Annotated in this window: 19 protein-coding genes; 12 read left to right on the top strand and 7 right to left on the bottom strand. The window is 71.7% G+C overall.

The annotated features are described in order from the left end of the window. Positions 1 to 63: 63 nt before the first annotated feature. Positions 64 to 1,152, bottom strand: a complete 1,089-nt coding sequence (gene ychF / locus AB0G59_RS00630) for a redox-regulated ATPase YchF (RefSeq protein WP_360906549.1) — start codon at positions 1,150 to 1,152, stop codon at positions 64 to 66. A 187-nt stretch (positions 1,153 to 1,339) separates the two neighbouring features. On the opposite strand from ychF, the gene AB0G59_RS00625 reads away from it, so the two are divergent. Beyond that, positions 1,340 to 1,942: a DUF6542 domain-containing protein gene (locus AB0G59_RS00625; RefSeq protein WP_360906547.1), complete on the top strand. Its 603-nt coding sequence runs from the start codon at positions 1,340 to 1,342 to the stop codon at positions 1,940 to 1,942. On the opposite strand, the gene ppgK is transcribed toward AB0G59_RS00625, so the two are convergent. Next, entirely contained in the window at positions 1,839 to 2,603 is a 765-nt protein-coding gene (ppgK, locus tag AB0G59_RS00620) for a polyphosphate--glucose phosphotransferase (protein WP_360906545.1), read from the bottom strand. The two genes, AB0G59_RS00625 and ppgK, sit on opposite strands and share 104 nt — an antisense overlap. A 46-nt stretch (positions 2,604 to 2,649) precedes the next feature. Continuing rightward, the gene (locus tag AB0G59_RS00615; RefSeq protein ID WP_360906543.1) at positions 2,650 to 3,651 is read right to left on the bottom strand and encodes a 4-hydroxy-3-methylbut-2-enyl diphosphate reductase; all 1,002 of its coding nucleotides are present in this window, start codon (positions 3,649 to 3,651) and stop codon (positions 2,650 to 2,652) included. A 66-nt stretch (positions 3,652 to 3,717) separates the two neighbouring features. On the opposite strand from AB0G59_RS00615, the gene AB0G59_RS00610 reads away from it, so the two are divergent. The 4 genes from AB0G59_RS00610 (at position 3,718) to AB0G59_RS00595 (ending at position 7,343) form a co-directional block, all read left to right on the top strand. Beyond that, the gene (locus tag AB0G59_RS00610; protein ID WP_360906541.1) at positions 3,718 to 5,076 is read left to right on the top strand and encodes an APC family permease; all 1,359 of its coding nucleotides are present in this window, start codon (positions 3,718 to 3,720) and stop codon (positions 5,074 to 5,076) included. A gap of 101 nt (positions 5,077 to 5,177) precedes the next feature. Continuing rightward, complete coding sequence (gene xseA / locus AB0G59_RS00605) at positions 5,178 to 6,398, top strand: exodeoxyribonuclease VII large subunit (RefSeq protein WP_360906539.1); 1,221 nt, start codon at positions 5,178 to 5,180, stop codon at positions 6,396 to 6,398. Between the two features lie 10 nt (positions 6,399 to 6,408). Further along, positions 6,409 to 6,672: an exodeoxyribonuclease VII small subunit gene (locus AB0G59_RS00600; RefSeq protein WP_360906537.1), complete on the top strand. Its 264-nt coding sequence runs from the start codon at positions 6,409 to 6,411 to the stop codon at positions 6,670 to 6,672. Positions 6,673 to 6,752: 80 nt separating this feature from the next. After that, complete coding sequence (locus AB0G59_RS00595; protein ID WP_071965611.1) at positions 6,753 to 7,343, top strand: malonic semialdehyde reductase; 591 nt, start codon at positions 6,753 to 6,755, stop codon at positions 7,341 to 7,343. Between the two features lie 106 nt (positions 7,344 to 7,449). Here the strand turns inward: AB0G59_RS00595 and AB0G59_RS00590 are convergent, their stop codons facing one another. Continuing rightward, positions 7,450 to 8,010 carry a DUF4245 domain-containing protein gene (locus tag AB0G59_RS00590; protein WP_360906535.1) on the bottom strand — a complete coding sequence of 187 codons (561 nt, stop codon included), beginning with the start codon at positions 8,008 to 8,010 and terminating at the stop codon, positions 7,450 to 7,452. 205 nt (positions 8,011 to 8,215) lie between these two features. Between AB0G59_RS00590 and glpX the strand changes: the two genes are divergently transcribed. Next, on the top strand, positions 8,216 to 9,247 hold the full coding sequence (gene glpX / locus AB0G59_RS00585; RefSeq protein WP_071965612.1) for a class II fructose-bisphosphatase: 1,032 nt from the start codon (positions 8,216 to 8,218) through the stop codon (positions 9,245 to 9,247). Positions 9,248 to 9,364: 117 nt separating this feature from the next. Here glpX and AB0G59_RS00580 read toward each other — a convergent pair whose 3' ends face one another. After that, positions 9,365 to 9,721, bottom strand: a complete 357-nt coding sequence (locus AB0G59_RS00580) for a WhiB family transcriptional regulator (protein ID WP_045932326.1) — start codon at positions 9,719 to 9,721, stop codon at positions 9,365 to 9,367. A 180-nt stretch (positions 9,722 to 9,901) separates the two neighbouring features. Continuing rightward, positions 9,902 to 10,570 (bottom strand): DUF1707 domain-containing protein, encoded by a 669-nt coding sequence (locus AB0G59_RS00575; protein ID WP_360907527.1) that lies wholly within the window; start codon positions 10,568 to 10,570, stop codon positions 9,902 to 9,904. Positions 10,571 to 10,741: 171 nt separating this feature from the next. On the opposite strand from AB0G59_RS00575, the gene AB0G59_RS00570 reads away from it, so the two are divergent. The 6 genes from AB0G59_RS00570 (at position 10,742) to AB0G59_RS00545 (ending at position 17,644) form a co-directional block, all read left to right on the top strand. Beyond that, positions 10,742 to 12,415, top strand: a complete 1,674-nt coding sequence (locus AB0G59_RS00570) for a fumarate hydratase (protein WP_071965613.1) — start codon at positions 10,742 to 10,744, stop codon at positions 12,413 to 12,415. Between the two features lie 318 nt (positions 12,416 to 12,733). Continuing rightward, entirely contained in the window at positions 12,734 to 13,219 is a 486-nt protein-coding gene (locus tag AB0G59_RS00565; RefSeq protein WP_360906532.1) for a hypothetical protein, read from the top strand. Between the two features lie 87 nt (positions 13,220 to 13,306). Beyond that, on the top strand, positions 13,307 to 14,185 hold the full coding sequence (locus AB0G59_RS00560; protein WP_360906530.1) for a hypothetical protein: 879 nt from the start codon (positions 13,307 to 13,309) through the stop codon (positions 14,183 to 14,185). Positions 14,186 to 14,199: 14 nt separating this feature from the next. Continuing rightward, positions 14,200 to 15,531, top strand: a complete 1,332-nt coding sequence (locus AB0G59_RS00555; RefSeq protein WP_360906528.1) for a peptidoglycan-binding protein — start codon at positions 14,200 to 14,202, stop codon at positions 15,529 to 15,531. Then, the gene (locus AB0G59_RS00550) at positions 15,528 to 16,382 is read left to right on the top strand and encodes an ATP-binding cassette domain-containing protein (protein ID WP_360906526.1); all 855 of its coding nucleotides are present in this window, start codon (positions 15,528 to 15,530) and stop codon (positions 16,380 to 16,382) included. The genes AB0G59_RS00555 and AB0G59_RS00550 overlap by 4 nt, the downstream gene beginning before the upstream one ends. 26 nt (positions 16,383 to 16,408) lie before the next feature. Beyond that, positions 16,409 to 17,644, top strand: a complete 1,236-nt coding sequence (locus AB0G59_RS00545) for an ABC transporter permease (RefSeq protein ID WP_360907525.1) — start codon at positions 16,409 to 16,411, stop codon at positions 17,642 to 17,644. A 104-nt stretch (positions 17,645 to 17,748) separates the two neighbouring features. Here the strand turns inward: AB0G59_RS00545 and AB0G59_RS00540 are convergent, their stop codons facing one another. Next, entirely contained in the window at positions 17,749 to 19,275 is a 1,527-nt protein-coding gene (locus AB0G59_RS00540) for a ricin-type beta-trefoil lectin domain protein (RefSeq protein WP_360906525.1), read from the bottom strand. Between the last annotated feature and the right edge of the window lie 63 nt (positions 19,276 to 19,338).

Genomic DNA, 19,338 nt, shown 5'->3' with positions numbered 1-19,338 from the left:
GGAACGCGAAGGGGCCGCACTCGGTCGAGTGCGGCCCCTTCCTGCTGTCCGTGCGGGCGTCGGTCAGACGTTGAAGCGGAACTCCACCACGTCGCCGTCCGCCATCACGTACTCCTTGCCCTCCATGCGCGCCTTGCCGGCGGCGCGGGCCTCGGCGACGGAGCCGGTGGCGACCAGGTCGTCGAAGGAGATGACCTCGGCCTTGATGAAGCCCTTCTGGAAGTCGGTGTGGATCACACCGGCAGCCTCGGGGGCCGTGGCGCCCTTCTTGATGGTCCAGGCGCGGGTCTCCTTGGGACCGGCGGTGAGGTAGGTCTGCAGGCCCAGGGTGTCGAAGCCGACGCGGCCCAGGGTGGCCAGGCCGGGCTCGTCCTGGCCCATGGACTGCAGGAGCTCCAGCGCCTCCTCGTCGTCCAGCTCGATGAGCTCGGACTCGATCTTGGCGTTGAGGAAGATGGCCTCGGCCGGGGCGACCAGCGCGCGCTGCTCGTTCTTGAAGTCCTCGTCGACCAGCTCGTCCTCGTCCACGTTGAAGACGTAGAGGAAGGGCTTGGTGGTGAGCAGGTGCAGCTCGTGCAGCAGGTCACCGCGCTCGGTGCCCTTGGTGATGCCGGCGGAGAACAGGGTCTGGCCCGACTCCAGGATGCCCTTCGCCTCCTCGACGGCGGCGAGGACGGCGACCTTCTCCTTCTGGAGGCGCGACTCCTTGGTCAGGCGCGGCACCGCCTTCTCGACCGACTGCAGGTCGGCGAGGATCAGCTCGGTGTTGATGGTCTCGATGTCGTCCTTGGGCGAGACCTTGCCGTCGACGTGGACGACGTTCTCGTCCTTGAAGGCGCGGATGACCTGGCAGATCGCATCCGACTCGCGGATGTTCGCGAGGAACTTGTTGCCCAGGCCCTCGCCCTCGGAGGCGCCGCGCACGATGCCGGCGATGTCGACGAAGTCGACCGTGGCGGGAAGGATCTTCTGCGAGCCGAAGATCTCCGCCAGCTTGGCCAGGCGGGGGTCCGGCACGCCGACGACGCCCACGTTGGGCTCGATGGTGGCGAACGGGTAGTTGGCCGCCAGCACGTCGTTCTTGGTCAGGGCGTTGAACAGGGTCGACTTGCCGACATTGGGCAGACCGACGATTCCGATCGTGAGCGACACGTGGCGACTTCCCGTAGTTCCCGTAGTAGCGAGGGTTCCGCGCCCCGTGACGCGCCCGGTCATCCAGTCTACGGGTCCCGCCCCCGCACCCGCCCCGGACGGAGGATTCCTCGAACGCATGGCCAAGGTGGCCCAAACGGCGTGTCCAACCCCGGATTCCGTGTCCGTGCCCGCCTAGTTTGGTCGGGTGGAGCAACCCAGCACGCGTATGCCGCAGCGCAAGGTCCGCCGTGGGTCCCCCGTGCCCCGTCCCGCCGCGCCCGTCGGGCAGCGCGAGGGGAGCGCCTTCCGGCGGCCGCGCCCCGGCCGCCTGGAGCCGCCGCTCCGCCGCCTGCCGGCGGCCCGCCTGACCGGCCTGGGCAGCGGGCTGCTCACCGCCCTGGCCATGCTCTCGGTCGGCTATCTGGACGCCACGCTGGTGGGCGGCAACGCCAGGGTGTACGGGGTGTTCTTCCTGCTCGGCAGCGCCGCCTGCGCGCTGTGGGTGCGCCCGGCCGAGCTGATGACCGCGCCCGTGAGCGTGCCCATCGCCTTCGCGGTGGGCACGGTGCCGCTCAGCGACGGCACGGGCGGCTTCGGCGGCCGGGTGATGAGCCTGATCACACTGCTGTCGCTGAACGCCGGATGGCTCTACGCGGGCACGCTGCTGTCCGCGCTGATCGCCCTCGTCCGCAGGATCATGCTGATCAGGTCGCGGCGACGGGCCCGGAACCGGCTGCGGCAGCGGCCATCGCGGCCCCCACGATCCCCGCGTTGTTCTCCAGCTGAGCGGGGACGATTTCGGCGCTGACGCCCTCGATCAGCGGCAGGAACTTCTCCGCCTTCCGGCTGACGCCGCCGCCGATCACGAACAGCTCGGGCGAGAAGAGCATCTCCACATGGGCCAGGTACCGCCCGACCCGTTTGGCCCAGCGGCTCCAGCTGAGGTCCTCGTTCTCCTTGGCCCGGGTGGAGGCGCGCCGCTCCGCGTCGTGGCCCTGCAGCTCCAGATGGCCCAGCTCGGTGTTGGGCACCAGCCGGCCGCCGGTGAAGACCGCGCTGCCGATGCCCGTGCCGAGGGTCAGCACGATCACCGTGCCCGTACGGCCCCGGCCGGCGCCGAAGGTCATCTCGGCCAGCCCGGCGGCGTCCGCGTCGTTGAGCACGGTCACCGGCGCGCCGATGCGCCCGCCGATCAGCGCGGCGGCGTCCTGGCCGATCCAGCCCTTGTCGACATTGGCGGCCGTACGGGTCGTTCCCCCGACGACCACGCCGGGGAAGGTCGCCCCGACCGGCCCGGACGGCCGGCCGAAGTGCTCGACCACCTGCCGGACGCAGTCGGCGACCGCGTCCGGGGTGGCGGGATGCGGGGTGAGCACCTTGAAGCGCTCCTGCGCGATCTCGCCGCGCTCCAGGTCCACCGGAGCGCCCTTGATGCCCGATCCGCCGATGTCCACGCCGAATACGTTCATACCGCCACGCTACGGGCTGAGCGCGGCCGTCACCCCTCGGATCGCGTCATCCCTCGGACGACGTACCGGCGAGCCCGGCGGCCTCGGCCCGCAGGTCGCGGCGGAGCTCCTTGGGCAGCGAGAAGGTGATCGACTCCTCGGCGGCCTTGACCAGCTCGACGTCCTCGAAGCCGCGCTGCGCCAGCCACTCCAGCACGCCCTCGACGAGGATCTCCGGCACCGAGGCGCCCGAGGTCACACCGACGGTGGACACGCCCTCCAGCCAGGCCTCGTCGATCTCCTCGGCGTAGTCGACGAGGTACGAGGTGCGGGCGCCGGCGCCCAGGGCCACCTCGACGAGGCGGACGGAGTTCGAGGAGTTCTTGGAGCCGACGACGATGACGAGGTCGGCCTCGGCGCCCATCTGCTTGACGGCGATCTGACGGTTCTGCGTGGCGTAGCAGATGTCGTCGCTGGGCGGGGACAGCAGGTTCGGGAAGCGGCCCTTGAGGGCGTCGACGGTCTCCATCGTCTCGTCGACGGACAGCGTGGTCTGCGACAGCCACACGACCTTGTCCTCGTCGCGGACCTCGACCTTGGCGACGTCGTCCGGGCCGTCGACGATGGTGATGTGGTCGGGCGCCTCGCCGCTGGTGCCGATGACCTCTTCGTGGCCCTCGTGGCCGATCAGGAGGATGTCGTAGTCCTCCTTGGCGAAGCGGACGGCTTCCTTGTGCACCTTGGTCACCAGGGGGCACGTGGCGTCGATCGTCGCGAGCTTGCCCCGCCGCGCCTCTTCGTGGACGACCGGGGCGACGCCGTGGGCGGAGAACATGACGATGTTGCCCTCGGGCACCTCCTCCGTCCGGTCGACGAAGATCGCGCCCTTCTTCTCCAGCGTCTTGACCACGTACTTGTTGTGGACGATCTCGTGCCGTACGTAGACGGGAGCGCCGTACTGCTCGAGCGCCTTCTCGACGGCGATCACGGCACGGTCCACGCCCGCGCAGTAGCCACGAGGGGCGGCGAGCAGGACCTTACGGGCGGGCGTAGCAGTCATGCCGTCCATCGTAAGGGCCCGGCCGCACCGGCGTGGCCCGGCCACCGCCCGGTGCGGCCCCCGAATACTGGCCCCATGCCCACACCACCCCCGGTCGGCGGCAACGGCACCCTCCGTCGCACCCTCACCTTCCGCGACCTGGTCGTCTACGGCCTGCTGTTCATCGCCCCCATGGCCCCGGTGGGCGTCTTCGGCACGCTCGACGCGAAGTCGCACGGGGCGGTGGCGCTGGTCTACGTGGTGGCGACGGTGGCGATGGCCTTCACGGCCTACTCGTACGCGCAGATGGTGCGCGTGGCCCCTCGCGCGGGCTCGGTCTACACGTACGCGCGTGTGGGCCTCGGCGAGGGGGCGGGCTTCGTCGCGGGCTGGATGGCGATGCTGGACTATCTGCTGATCCCGGCGGTCGCGTACCTCTTCTCCGGCATCGCGATGCACGCGCTGGTGCCGTCGGTGCCCGAGTGGGTGTGGACGGCGATCGCGGTGCTCGTGACGACGGGCCTGAACCTGTCGGGCGTACGGGCGGCCGCGCTGGTGGGCTTCCTGGTGCTGGCCATGGAGATCGCCGTGCTGCTGGTCTTCGTGGTCGCGGCGGCCGTCGCGCTCGCCCAGGACGGGGCGCGGCGCGGGTGGCTGTCTCCGCTGACCGGGGAGGGCGCCTTCGACCTGGCGGCGGTGGTGGGGGCGGTGTCGGTGGCGGTGCTGTCGTACCTGGGGTTCGACGCGATCGCCTCCTTCGCGGAGGAGGCGGCGGGCGGCTCGGAGAAGGTGGCGCGCGCGGTCGTGACGTGCCTGGCGGCGGCGGGCGTCCTCTTCGTCCTCCAGGCCTACCTGGCGGCGCTCCTCGCCCCGATGTCCCCGGCGGAGCTGGCGGCGAGGCCGGCGGGCCAGGGCCCGGCCTTCTACGACACGGTCGACTCGGCGACGGGTCCGTGGCTGCACGACCTGGTGGCGGCCAGCAAGGCGATCGGCGCGGCCTTCGCGGCCCTGGCCGGCCAGGCGGCCGCGGGCCGCCTGCTCTTCGCGATGGCCCGCGACCGCCGGCTGCCGGTCCTGCTGGCGAAGGTGGACCGCGGCTCCGGCGTGCCGCGCCCGGCCCTGCTGGGGGCGGCGGCGGTGACGCTGGTGGCGGCGGTATGGGCGGCCCGCCGGGACGACGGCCTGGACCGGCTGGTGTCGGTGGTGGACGTGGGGGCGCTGTGTGCGTTCGGGCTGCTGCATCTGTCGGTGATCGGGTGGTTCGGGGTGCGGGGGCGGGAGCGGGGGGAGCGGGTGGGGGTGGTGCGGCATGTGGTTGTGCCGCTGCTGGGGCTGGCCGTTGTGGTGGCCGTGATCGTCGAGGCGTCGACGGCGGCGCAGATCGTGGGCGCCGTCTGGCTGACCGCGGGCCTGCTGGTACTGACGGGGCAACGCCTCCGTGCCCAGGCGCCGTGACGGTGGTGACCGATTCGGTGCGGCCCGGTGGTCGGTTTGTGCCCACCCGTTCCGCCCCGCGGAACGATTGCCCACAAACGCTCACCGCTACGCTCGCCCCCATGGCTGCCAACTCGACCCCCGACGCGCCGCTCCCCGTGGGCCAGGTCTCCCGCCTCATCGGCGGCTGGATCGACCGCCTCGGTGCCATCTGGGTCGAAGGGCAGATCACCCAGCTCTCCCGCCGCCCCGGCGCCGGCGTCGTGTTCCTCACCCTCCGCGACCCCTCCCACGACATCTCGCTCTCCGTCACCTGCTACCGCGCCGTCTTCGACCGCGTAGCCGACGTCGTCTCCGAGGGCGCCCGCGTCGTCGTGCACGCCAAGCCCGAGTGGTACGCCCCCCGCGGCCAGCTCTCGCTCCGCGCGGCCGAGATCCGCCCGGTGGGCGTGGGCGAGCTGCTCGCCCGTCTCGAGCAGCTCAAGAAGTCGCTCGCCGCCGAGGGCCTCTTCTCCGCCGAGCGCAAGCGCGCGCTCCCGTTCCTCCCCCAGCTCATCGGCCTGGTCTGCGGCCGCGCCTCCGCCGCCGAGCGCGACGTGCTGGAGAACGCCCGGCACCGCTGGCCCGCCGTCCGCTTCGAGGTCCGCAACGTCCCCGTGCAGGGCGTCCACGCGGTGCCGTCCGTCGTGGCGGCGGTCAAGGAGCTGGACGCCCACCCCGAGGTCGACGTCATCGTCGTGGCACGCGGCGGCGGCAGCGTCGAGGACCTGCTGCCGTTCTCCGACGAGGAGCTCGTCCGCACGGTGGCCGCCTGCCGCACACCCGTCGTGTCGGCGATCGGCCACGAGCCGGACACCCCCCTCCTCGACCTGGTCGCCGACCTGCGCGCGTCCACCCCCACCGACGCCGCGAAGCGCGTCGTCCCGGACGTGGGCGAGGAGCTCACCCGCGTACGCCACCTCCGCGAGCGCGCGCTGCGCTGCGTGACCGCCCATCTGGACCGCGAGGAGCGCGGCCTGGCCGCGGCACGGGCGCGCCCGTGCATGGAGCAGCCGCACCGGATGGTGGACGAGCGCGCGGAGCAGATCGACGCGCTGGCGGCCCGGGGCCGCCGCACGCTGGGCCATCTGCTGGACCGGGCGGCGTCCGAGCTGACCCACACCCACGCGCGCGTGGTCGCGCTGTCCCCGGCGGCGACGCTGCGCCGTGGCTACGCGGTCCTGCAGCACGCGGACGGCTCCGTGGTGCGGGCGGCGGACGAGGTCGTGGCGGACGAGGAGCTGCGGGCGCGCGTCGCGGAAGGCGAGTTCGCGGTACGGGCCGTTGTCACACCGCCCGCCTAGGCTGTGCGCCATGGCGACGACGACAACGGACGCGGACGCGGCGGATGCGCTGGGCTACGAGCAGGCGCGGGACGAGCTGATCGACGTGGTGCGCCGGCTGGAGGCCGGGGGCACGACGCTCGAGGAGTCGCTGGCCCTGTGGGAGCGGGGCGAGGAGCTGGCCAAGGTGTGCCGCCGCTGGCTGGACGGCGCCAGGGCCCGGCTGGACGCGGCGCTGGCGGAGGAGGAGAGCGACCAGCGGGGCGACGAACGCTCCGACGCCGCGAACCGGTAGAAAACGACACGACGTGAGGTCCGTCTCACGCACCCCCGATTTAGTTGAAAGTTAATCCATTCTCGCCCTACAGTGACGTCATGACTCTCGCTCTTGACACCGCTGCCCAGGACCTTCTCTTCCGTGAGGCCCACACGGCCAACACCTTCACCGACGAGCCCGTCTCCGACGAGCAGGTCCAGGCGATCTACGACCTGATCAAGCTCGCCCCGACCGCCTTCAACCAGTCGCCGCTGCGCGTCGTGCTGGTCCGTTCGGCGGAGGCCCGCGAGCGTCTGGTCTCCCACATGGCCGACGGCAACCAGGCCAAGACGCGCACCGCGCCGCTGGTCGCCATCCTCGCCGCGGACAACGAGTTCCACGAGGAGCTGCCGGCGCTGCTCCCGCACTTCCCGCAGGCCAAGGAGCTGTTCTTCAGCGAGCGCCCGGTCCGCGAGCAGGCCGCGCTGGTCAACGCCACGCTGCAGGCCGGCTACTTCATCCTCGGCATCCGCGCCGCCGGCCTGGCCGCCGGCCCGATGACCGGCTTCGACTTCGCGGGCGTGCAGAAGGAGTTCCTGGACGACGACCACACCCCGCTGATGGTCATCAACATCGGCAAGCCGGGCGAGGACGCCTTCTACCCGCGCTCGCCGCGCCTGTCCTACGACCAGGCCGTCACGACGGTCTGACGCTCGACCCGTCTGCCGCCAGACCAGTCTGCCGCCCTGTCCCCCCGGGGCGGCAGACCCGCCTGTCCGCTCTTCCCCCCGAAGGACAGGCGCCGGCCGCCGCCGCTCAGCCCGGGGTGTTCGCCTTCCCGGCGTTCGCCTTCGTGGCCTTGAGCGCGGCGGCCATTTCCTTGAGCCGGTCGTCCGACGCGGTCCCGGTGACCACGGTCGTCACGCCGTTCTCCTCACGCACCAGGGCGTTGTACTTCGGGCCCTCGTAGCGCTGCCAGGTGGCGCCGGCCACCTGCTCGGTCTTCCCGGTCTTCTCCGCGCGCCTGCTGACGTCGTCGACGAAGGGGCGGGACGGGCCGTCGCTCTGCTCGACCGCCACGTACTGCGTCTGCGGGTCGAGGAAGCCCAGGTGCCACTGGGAGCCCTCCTTGCCGCTCGCCTTGTACGAGACCGAGGTCGCGCGCCAGCCGTCGCCGAGCCCCTCGGGAGCTGCCACCGCGTACGGCGCCGCGCGCCGGGCCGTGTCCAGCTCCACCCGGTAGTTCACCGTCTGGATCGGATCCCTGCTCTCGTCGTGCGGGATGAAGAGGTAACTCAGCCCCGCGACGGGGATGACCACCGCCATCGACAGCAGCATGTTCCGAATCGTCTGCGTCTTGCCGTTCCTACCTGCCACGCCCCCATCGTCCCCCATGCCCCGATGGATCATGACGACGGGGCGACGACGGAGCGGGGAGCACCCACCTTGACGCCGCTCATGCGTGGGGCGCCCTGCTCACCTTGGCAATGAACCGATAAAGTCATGAGCACCCTCACCCTCCTGGCCCACCCGGGGAAGGAGGGGCCCCACGGCCGTAGCCGTACAGAAAGGTGCGCCCGCGATGAGCGACCATCACTTGCCGTCCCAGCTCGAGGTCAGCCCGGAGGCGCCCGACCGCAACCTGGCGCTGGAGCTCGTCCGGGTCACCGAGGCGGGCGCCATGGCGTCGGGCCGCTGGGTGGGCCGTGGCGACAAGAACGGCGCCGACGGCGCGGCCGTGCGGGCCATGCGCGCGCTGATCCACACCGTGTCGATGAACGGTGTCGTCGTCATCGGCGAGGGCGAGAAGGACAACGCCCCCATGCTCTACAACGGTGAGCGCGTGGGCGACGGGACCGGCGCGGAGTGCGACGTCGCCGTGGACCCCGTGGACGGCACCACGCTGACCGCCAAGGGCATGGCGAACGCCGTGTCCGTGATGGCCGTCGCCGAGCGCGGCTCCATGTTCGACCCGTCCGCCGTGTTCTACATGGACAAGCTGGTCACCGGCCCCGAGGCGGCCGACTTCGTCGACATCGACGCGCCCGTGGGCGTGAACATCCGCCGCATCGCGAAGGCGAAGCGTTCCTCCGTCGAGGACGTCACGGTCGTCGTCCTGGACCGCCCCCGTCACGACGGCCTCGTCAAGGACATCCGCGAGGCGGGCGCCCGCATCAAGTTCATCTCCGACGGCGATGTGGCGGGCGCCATCATGGCCGCCCGCGAGGGCACTGGCGTGGACCTGCTGCTGGGCATCGGCGGTACGCCCGAGGGCATCATCGCGGCCTGCGCGATGAAGTGCCTCGGCGGCACCATCCAGGCCAAGCTGTGGCCGAAGGACGACGAGGAGCGGCAGCGCGCCCTCGACGCCGGCCACGAGCTCGGCCGCGTCCTGCACACCGAGGACCTGGTCAGCGGCGAGAACGTGTTCTTCGTGGCGACCGGCATCACCGACGGCGAGCTGCTGCGCGGAGTGCGCTACCGGGGCGAGACGGCCACCACGCAGTCGCTGGTCATGCGCTCCAAGTCGGGCACGATCCGTCTGATCGACTCCGAGCACCGGCTGTCCAAGCTGCGCGCCTACAGCTCGGTCGACTTCGAGCGCCCCAGCTGACGCCGGCGCACACCGCGGGCGCCACAGGCGTAGGAAACGGGCCGGGCCCCGCCGTATGACGGCGGGGCCCGGCCCGTTGGTAAGCGGTGGCGACCGTGGTCGACGAACCGCGGGGACTCAGCCCGCGGCGGCGATGCGCGTGGCACGCTGCAGCTCCGCCTCGCGGCGCCGGCGGCGGGCCAGCACGACCCGGCGCTCGGCGGCGGTGAGCCCGCCCCAGACCCCGTACGGCTCGGGCTGGAGCAAGGCGTGCTCGCGGCACTCGACCATGACGGGGCAACGGGCGCAGACGCGTTTGGCGGCCTCCTCGCGCGAAAGGCGGGCGGCCGTCGGTTCCTTTGATGGTGCGAAGAAGAGCCCGGCTTCATCCCGGCGGCACACCGCCTCCGAATGCCAGGGGCCGGCCTGTTCCCGAGCGGAAATCCGCTGGGACGGTACGGCGGCTTCCTGCAGGGGCTGATGCGGTAGCAGCACGGTCCACTCCTGACGACGGCTTTGCTTGGCCGATTGAGTCACCTTTGCCCGCCTCGACGTGCACGGCCATTCGCACCCGCAGCCGTACGAGAGACGATGCACCAAGCTTTACCCGCTGTGCGCGAGCTTATTCACACCGTTGCCATGAGTGGAATGCGGTCGGTTGCCGTCGGGTCACGGTCAGTTGGCGGCCCGCAGGTTCTTCAGCCGCTTGCCGCGTCGCCGCCGCGCCTCGACGCCGCCGAAGAGGGCGAAGCCGGTGACCACCACGACCGGGGCGTCGGGGTCCGCGTCCTCGCCGGTCTTCACGTCGAAGCCGCCGAAGATTCCGGTTCCGGTGCAGCGTACGGAGATGTTCTCGGGGAGTTTGATCTCGATGCCGCCGAAGGCGGCGCAGGCGTAGATGACGACTTCCTGCTGCTCGAAGACGGCCTCGGTCAGGTCGATCTCCACCCCGCCGAACAGGGCGAACGCATTGGTGCGCGGCCGCACCCGCCAGCGCCCCTTGCGGGCGGCCCCGCCGAAGACCGCGATCAGGTTCTCGGGCGCGTGCACGGCGGGGCGCACGGAAGCGTCGTACGGGCGCACGGAGGCCGGCCCGGAGGGTATCGACCGCCCCGTGGGCAGATCGCGCACCAGCGGCTCCAGCTCGCCGTGCGTCCTGGCCTCGTAGACCGCGCCGATCCGCTCGGCGTGCTCCTCGGCGGTGAGCCGCCCCTCGGCCAGCGCCTCGCGCAGGATGTCGGCGGTGCGGTCGCGGTCGGCGTCCGAGGCGCGCAGGGCGGGCCCTGCGGCCGGCCCTGCGGCCTTGGTCAGCGATACACGGTCTTCGGGTGATGGCTTGTCCACGGCGTCCACGGAAGCAGCGTAGCCAAACGCGATAGATCGCGATAGTGGTCGGACGCGCCGGTCACGTACTGAGCCTTACCTCACAAACTCACCGGCCGCGGGGCGGCCTACCCTGGTTGACGCCGCCGAGGAAGCCGGCAACACCATCCGCAGAGTGAGGGAAACGTCGCGATGTCTGCCCAGTCCGCCCGCTCAGAGTTCGCCTACACGGACCTCCTGCCCCTGGGCGAGGACGACACTCCGTACCGTCTGGTCACCTCCGAGGGCGTGTCCACCTTCGAGGCCGACGGCCGCACCTTCCTGAAGGTGGAGCCCGAGGCGCTGCGGAAGCTGGCCGCAGAGGCGATGCACGACATCTCGCACTACCTGCGCCCGGCGCACCTGGCCCAGCTGCGGAAGATCCTCGACGACCCCGAGGCGTCCGCCAACGACCGCTTCGTCGCCCTGGACCTGCTGAAGAACGCCAACATCGCCGCCGCCGGCGTGCTGCCGATGTGCCAGGACACCGGCACGGCGATCGTCATGGGCAAGCGCGGCCAGAACGTCCTCACCGAGGGCGGCGACGAGAAGGCGCTCTCGCACGGCATCTTCGACGCGTACACCGAGCTCAACCTGCGCTACTCGCAGATGGCCCCGCTGACCATGTGGGACGAGAAGAACACCGGCTCCAACCTGCCCGCGCAGATCGAGCTGTACGCGACCGACGGCGGCGCGTACAAGTTCCTCTTCATGGCCAAGGGCGGCGGCTCGGCCAACAAGTCCTTCCTCTTCCAGGAGACGAAGGCGGTCCTCAACGAGGCCTCCATGATGAAGTTCCTGGAGGAGAAGATCCGCTCCCTGGGCACCGCCGCGTGCCCGCCGTACCACCTGGCGATCGTCGTCGGCGGCACGTCCGCGGAGTTCGCGCTCAAGACCGCGAAGTACGCCTCCGCGCACTACCTCGACGAGCTGCCCGCCGAGGGCTCCCCCACCGGTCACGGCTTCCGTGACAAGGAGCTGGAGGAGAAGGTCTTCGAGCTGACGCAGAAGATCGGCATCGGCGCCCAGTTCGGCGGCAAGTACTTCTGCCACGACGTCCGCGTGGTCCGGCTCCCGCGTCACGGCGCATCGCTGCCCGTCGCCATCGCCGTCTCCTGCTCCGCCGACCGCCAGGCCGTCGCGAAGATCACCGCCGAGGGCGTCTTCCTGGAGCAGCTCGAGACGGACCCGGCGCGCTTCCTGCCGGAGACCACCGACGAGCACCTGGACGACAACGAGGTCGTCAAGATCGACCTCAACCGCCCCATGGACGAGGTCCTCGCCGAGCTCACCAAGTACCCGGTCAAGACCCGCCTTTCGCTGACCGGCCCGCTGGTCGTCGCCCGCGACATCGCCCACGCGAAGATCAAGGAGCGGCTGGACGCGGGCGAGGAGATGCCGCAGTACCTCAAGGACCACCCGGTCTACTACGCGGGCCCCGCCAAGACCCCCGAGGGCTACGCCTCCGGCTCCTTCGGCCCCACGACGGCCGGCCGCATGGACTCCTACGTCGAGCAGTTCCAGGCCGCGGGCGGCTCCAAGGTCATGCTCGCCAAGGGCAACCGCAGCAAGCAGGTCACCGACGCCTGCGGCACGCACGGCGGCTTCTACCTCGGCTCGATCGGCGGCCCGGCCGCGCGCCTGGCCCAGGACTGCATCAAGAAGGTCGAGGTCGTCGAGTACGAGGAGCTCGGCATGGAGGCGGTCTGGAAGATCGAGGTCGAGGACTTCCCGGCGTTCATCGTCGTGGACGACAAGGGCAACGACTTCTTCGTCGACCCGTCCCCGGCCCCGACGTTCACCTCCATCCCCGTACGCACCAAGTAACGCGCCGCGTACCGCCTTCGGGCGGACGCACGACGGTGGGCCCCGCCAACACGGCGGGGCCCACCGTCTTTTGGCTGGAAAAACAGTTGCGGACGCCAGGAATCCGTTTTTTCGCGCTGGACAACTCCTTAACCGGCGCTTAGATTGATCATCGATCACAACTTCTTCACAGTTGTGTCGCAGGGGGGCTGGGGGGCCTGTGGGTACAGGGTTTGAGCGGGGTTTTTCATTCCGCTTTCCGGTCGCCGAATTCCAGCGCACGACGCCATTCCGACACGGGAATGTCCGTACGCGATTCCGCATGAGAGGACACAGGAAATGAAGCCGACCGGGCGCCTGAAGAGGCGTGCCCAGATCATCGCGTCCACCGCGGCAGCGGTTGTCTCCGTCGGGCTGTTCGCGGCCCCCGCGGCGCACGCCGACTGGCAGGAGGACGAGAACTTCCACAGCACGGAGTCCTGCAAGCCGCTGGGCGTCTCCCAGTTCAAGCTGCACATGTGGTTCAACTCCGGCCAGAACGGCGCCCACCGCGCCGTCGGCTACAGCATCTACGACTTCGGCAACGGCCACCCGGTCGGCAACGCGAGCGGCATCCCGATGATGTTCTGCAACTACGGCGGGGCCGGGTCGGGCAAGAGCGTCAAGAACGCCGTCGCCTCGGCGGAGAACGACCACGGCAGCTACATGGCGCGCATCTACACGCGCAGCGGCTGGTACGGCGACCAGGACCCCATCGCCCCCTACCAGCACCTCGACCGGCTGAACAAGACGTACAACGACAACGCGTCCTTCAAGTGGACATAAACACACGCGTTTTGTAAAGCGGCACGGCAAGGACGGCGGGGGCGAACGGTGCGGAAGACTTCAGGAATATCGGCTGCCAGGACATCGGTGTCCGTGATCACGGCGGCCCTGCTCGCCGCGGGATGTTCGTCGGCGGGTTCCGACCGCCCGCCCCGCCCTCCGCTGCCCGCGAAGAACTTCAACGAAGCCGACCCGGCGACGTGGACGCTTCCCATCGAGGCATATCTGCCGACCGATGAGGAGGAAAAGCAGATCGGCCGGGCGCGCAATGCCGTCATCGCCGATTGCATGAAGGAATTCGGATTCCAGTGGCGCCCCGCCCCGGAACTCCCGAAGGTGGGGTCCAAGACGCTGACCGACTGGCGTTACGGCCTCCACGACGCGGCCAGGGCGAAGAGCCGGGGCTACAAACCGGACGCCGCCGAACAGGCCGCCTACGACACCGTCATGAAGCAGGGTGCCGTCAGGGGCGACGCCGGTTCGCAGGCCGAGGAGAAGGCGCTCAAGGGCACGGTCGACGAGATGGGCGGGAAGGCCGTTCCGAAGGGCGGCTGTTCGGGCAAGGCCGTTCAGCGCGTCGCGAGCCCCGACGCCGTGTACTCGCGGACCGCGCAGGACATCAGCCACGACGCGTACCGGCGTGCGCAGAAGGACCCCGCCGTGGCCGAGGTGTTCGGCAAGTGGTCGGCGTGCATGAAGGAGAGCGGCTACTCCTACAAGGAACCGCTCGACACCGTCGACGACCCCCGTTTCAAGACCGCCGAACCCTCCGACCTGGAGATCTCCACGGCGGCGGCCGACCTCGCCTGCCGCGGCCGCTTCAACGTCGCCAAGGCGTGGTTCGACGCCGAGGTCAAGCTGCAGGACACGGACATCGACAAGCACGCCGAGGAGCTGGACGAGGCTCGCAAGGCCCTCGACGCGGCCGTCAGGAACGCGGCGAACGTCCTCGCCGGCACCCGGTGAGCCAGGACGTCGCGATGAGCGGGGACACGCCGGAACCTGAGGTGGCCGCGCGGGAGGAGCAGCCGGCGGCGGGCGCGCCGGACGCGGGGCTGAAGCGCCGGCGCCGGGTGGTGACCGCCGTCGCCGCCGGCGCGGTCCTGGTCACCCTCGGGGGTGTCGGCGCCGCGGCCGTCATCAAGTCGCCGGCCCAGGTGGCGGCCGAGACCGCCCCGCCCGCACCGGACACGCTCACGGCCGCCGCGGAGCGCCGGGTCCTCGCGGACCGGGTGGTGACGCGGGGCAGGATCACCGCCTCGCAGAGCGTGGACGTCTCCTCCGCCGGCCCGTCGGGCAAGGACGCCGGGCGCGCCGTGGTCACCAAGGTGCAGGCGAAGGCCGGTGAGCCGGTCGTCTTCGGCCATGTGCTGCTGGAGATCTCCGGACGGCCCGTGTTCGCGCTGCAGGGCGCCCTGCCGGCCTACCGGGACCTGCGGCCGGGCGCCAAGGGCGAGGACGTCAAGCAGTTGCAGAGCGCGCTGGCGTCGGTCGGCCATACGACCGGCTCGGACCCGTCCGGGACCTTCGGCACGGGCACCGAGCGGGCGGTGACGGCCTTCTACACGGCGATCGGCTACCAGCCGGTGACCACGGGCCGGGCGGACGAGGCTCCGCCGGAGAAGGCGCCGGAGAAAACGGCGGACAAGGCGGCGGAGAAGTCCGGCGCCAAGACGGCCGCGGCGCCGACCGGTCCGATGGTGCCGCTGTCGGAGGTGGTGTTCCTGACGTCCACGCCCGCCCGGGCTGAGTCGGTCACCGCCAAGGTCGGTGCGAACGCCGGCGACAGGCTCATGACCCTCTCCGCCGGCGAACTGCTGGTCAGCGGCTCCCTCGCCCCGCACGAGCGCGGCCTGGTACGCCCCGGCCAGAAGGTGGAGATCCTCTCCGAGACCACGGGAGGGCAGGCCACCGGTACGGTCGCCGCCGTCGCCAAGGCCCCCGCGGCCGAGAAGGACAAGGGCAGCGGTCAGGCGCCGTCCGCGGCGGGCTTCACCGTCGAGGTCAAGCCCGACAAGCCGCTCCCGGCGGAGCTCGCGGGCCAGGAGGTACGGCTGACGATCACGGCCGGCTCCTCCCGGGGCGAGGTGCTGTCCGTCCCCTCGTCGGCGATCTCGGCCGGCGCGGACGGCCGCACCACCGTCACGGTGGCGGAGGACCGGGGGCAGCGGCGGCGTGTCGAGGTGCGCGTCGGCATGTCCGGCGACGGCTACGTGGAGGTCGCCCCGGTCGGCGGCGGCCGCCTCACCGCGGGCGAACAGGTCGTCGTCGGCGTGGAGACCCGGCCCGGCGCGCGGAAGGCCCAGCGATGACCGGCCCCACGGCGACCGGCCCCGCAGCGACCGGCCCCGCAGCGACCGGCCCCGCAGTGACCGACCCCGCGGTGACCGGCCCTACGGTGACCAGCCCCACGGCGACCGACCCCACAGCGACCAGCCCCGCGGCGACCGACCCCGCGACCGAGCGCCCTCCCGTCCCCGTCGTCGAGTTCCGCGAGGTGGGCCTGCGCTACCCCGGCCCGCCTCCGGTCGACGCGCTCAAGCCCTGCGACCTGCGCATCGAGCGCGGCGACTACGTCACGGTCGTCGGCCCGTCCGGCTCGGGCAAGTCGACCTTCCTGAACATCGCGGGCCTCCTGGACGCCCCCACGACGGGCCGCTACCTCCTGGACGGCATCGACACCGGCGAGATCAAGGACGCCCGGCGCACGGGCCTGCGCGGCACCCGCATCGGGTTCGTCTTCCAGGCCTTCCACCTCCTGCCGCACCGCAGCGCCTGCGAGAACGTGGAGCTGGCGATGGTCTACCAGAGCACCCCGCGCCGGGTCCGCCGGGCCCGTGCCGAGGAGGCGCTGCGCCGCGTGGGCCTGGGCCACCGCGTCGAGTCGCTGCCCACCCGCCTGTCGGGCGGTGAGCGGCAGCGCGTGGCCATCGCCCGGGCGCTGGCCGCCGACCCCTCGCTGCTGCTGTGCGACGAGCCCACGGGCAACCTCGACTCCCGGACGGCCGCCTCGGTCCTCGACCTCCTCGACGCGCTCCACCGCGACGGCATGACCCTCGTGGTCATCACCCACGACGCGCAGGTCGCCGCCCGGGGCGGGCGCACCGTGACCATCCGCGACGGGGTCCTGCGCGAAACGCCCCGCACCGGGGCGGCGTCGTGAAGCGCGTACCGCGGTGGAGGCCGCCGCTGCGCCGGGCCCGCCCCGGCGACGTCCGCCGCTCGTCGCTGTCCGCGCGCGATCTGGGGGCCGAGGCGCTGGCCGGTGTGCTGCAGCGCCCGGCGCGGTCCGCGCTGACGGCGCTGGGCACCGTCCTGGGCGTCGGCTCGTTCATCGCCGTGCTCGGCCTCACCGGCACGGCGGCCTCGCAGATCGACGCCCGCTTCAATGAACTCACCGCGACGGAGGTCGCGGTGGAGGACACCGGCGGCTCCGACGCGGCCCGGGTGCCGCTGGCCTTCCCCCAGGACGCGGACCGGCGCATCGGCCGGCTCAACGGCGTGACCGCGGCAGGGGTGTTCTGGAGGGTCCGGCTCGGCGCCGAGCAGACCGTGCGCTCGGCGCCCCTGGCCGGCGCCGGAGCCGGTGAGCGGGCCCAGGTGATGGCCGCGTCCCCCGGCGCGCTCCGGGCGGCCGGGCCCCGCTTCTCCCAGGGCCGGGCCTACGACGCGTACCACGACGGCCACCGCGAGCAGGTGGCGGTGATCGGCTCCGCCACGGCCGCCCGGCTGGGCATCACCACCCTGCGCACCCAGCCCGCCGTCTTCGTCGGCGACGTCCCGTTCACCGTGATCGGCATCCTGGACGACGTCGACCGCAAGCCCGAGCTGCTGATGTCCGTCCTCGTCCCGCGCTCCACCGCGGAACACGTGTGGGGGCCGCCGGGCGACGAGCGCGCCAAGATGCTCGTCGCCACCCGGCTCGGCGCCGCGGGCCAGATCGCCGCGGAGGCGCCCGTCGCCCTGCGGCCGGAACACCCCGAGTACTTCAAGGCGCTCCCGCCGCCCGACCCCAGGACGCTGCGCTCGGGGGTCGGCGACGACCTGAGCCAGCTCTTCCTGCTGCTGGCCGGGGTCTGTCTGATCATCGGCACCGTCGGCATCGCCAACACCACGCTGGTGGCCGTTATGGAACGCACCGGGGAGATCGGCCTGCGCCGCGCCCTGGGGGCGCGCGGCAGCCACATCACCGCGCAGTTCCTCGCCGAATCGACGCTGCTCGGCCTCCTCGGTGGCCTGGTCGGCACGTCCCTGGGCACCGCCACGGTCGTCGCCGTGGCGGCCGTACGGGAATGGACGCCGGTCATCGACCCCCTCACGGTGGCGAGCGCCCCCGCCCTGGGCCTGGCCACGGGCCTCCTGGCCGGCCTCTACCCAGCCTGGCGCGCGTCCCGAATCCCCCCGGCGGAGGCCCTCCGCCGCTGAACCGGGGCTCCGCCCCGGACCCCGGTCCTCAATCGCCGGACGGGCTGAATCTTTAGCCCGTCCGGCGATTGAGGACAAGAAACGGTGAAAGGGCGGGCCAGGGGCTACGCGAAGCGCTGTGACGCCGACCCGTCACACTTCTGCAGCCGCAACGCGTCCTTGGCCGACGCGAGCGTCAGGCACAGGTCCTGCGCGGCCGCAGGCCGGAACGTGCCACCGGCCAGCACGAACTGCTGATTCGCACCCCCATGACAGTTCCACAACGCCACACCCGTCCCAGCCGCATAGCGGCCCCCCGGCACATCCACACACCGGTCATGCGTCAGCGCGGAATGCAGCGACTTCCGCCCCGCGTCGTACCACCACTGCTGGTTGCGGGCCCCCGAGCACGGCCAGCCGCCCACCTGCGTGCCGTTGGCGGAAGCCGCCCCGTACGCGTCCACGCACGTCCCCGTCGCCGCGCTCTTCAGCGGCCGGAACGCGTCGTCCCAGCCCCCCTTGTACAGCACGGGCTCGCCGGTGCTCGCCGGGTCGGCGCAGCCGGCCTGCTGGTAGCCGGAGCGGTAGAGCTGGGTGAGGCAGGACGCGAAGGCGCCGTGGCCGCGGGCGTTGGGGTGGAAGGACTGCCGTACGGAGTTCTCGTTCGGCGGGATGGGGTTGGTGATGTCGACGTAGAGGCCGCGGGCCCAGGTGTCCTCCATGCACACCTCGTGGCCGTGGAAGAGGCGGGAGTTGTCGAGGTAGTGGGCGCCGGTCTCGCGGGCCGCCCGTGCCATGCCGCGGGCGAAGGCGGGCACGGCGGTGTTGCGGCCCCAGGCGGCGTCGGAGGTGTGGCCCACACAACCGCCGGGGATCTTGCCGGGGAAGCGGGGGTTGTCCGCGAAGTCGGGGCCGATGGGGCTCGGGTAGCCCATGACGACGAGCTTGTAGTCGCCGTCGGCGTAGCCCGCGTCCGTCATGACCTTGCGCAGGTCCCGTACGGTCTGCTCGACCTTGGGCACCAGCGCGTCGACGCGCGCCTGCCAGCCCGGGGCGTACTTCGGCTCGCAGGTGCCCTGGAGCGTCAGATAGCGGGTGACGCAGTCGGTCATGACCGGGCCGAACTGGAGGTCGTCGTTGGCGCCGGCGACGAGCAGCACCATCTTGACGCGCGTGTTGCGGGCCTTGACCGCGAGGTTGTCGCTCTGGACGAGCTCGTCCGCGTACTGCTTGCTGCCGCCGATGCGGATGTTGCCGGTGGACGCGCCGGAGCAGGCGACGTTGTAGGTGACGTCGGCGGGTATGCCGGTGCGGTGGATGGCCGCGTCGGGTGAGCGGTGGCACCAGTTGGAGGGGCCGTTGGTGCCCGGCTCGTACGTCCCGACGCCCTCGCCGGAGATCTCGCTGTCGCCGAGGGAGAGCAGTGAGGTCTTGCGCGCCTCGAGCGGGCGCTGCGCGGCGTCGCCGTAGAGCTTGAGGGCCTCGGCGGCGCGGACCTTCTCCAGCTCGGGGGGAAGCGGAGCGGCGGCGGTGGCGGCCGTGGCGCGGGGGGCCGCGGTGGCGGCCGGGCCGGCGGCGGCCGTGGCGCCGAGTGCCGCGGCGAAGGCCGCGAGGGCGGCGAGCGAACAGCGCAGGGTGGGTCTGCGTGTCATGAAGCCTCCACGAGTTCAGTTGTTACTCGCGGTATTTACTAGTCGGTAGTGCCTTTTGGGAAC

It is taken from the genome of Streptomyces sp. NPDC021096 (assembly GCF_040641275.1).
Classification (GTDB): domain Bacteria; phylum Actinomycetota; class Actinomycetes; order Streptomycetales; family Streptomycetaceae; genus Streptomyces.
The sequence above is the reverse complement of the archived record's forward strand: the minus strand, read 5'-3'. Positions and strand labels throughout refer to the sequence as shown.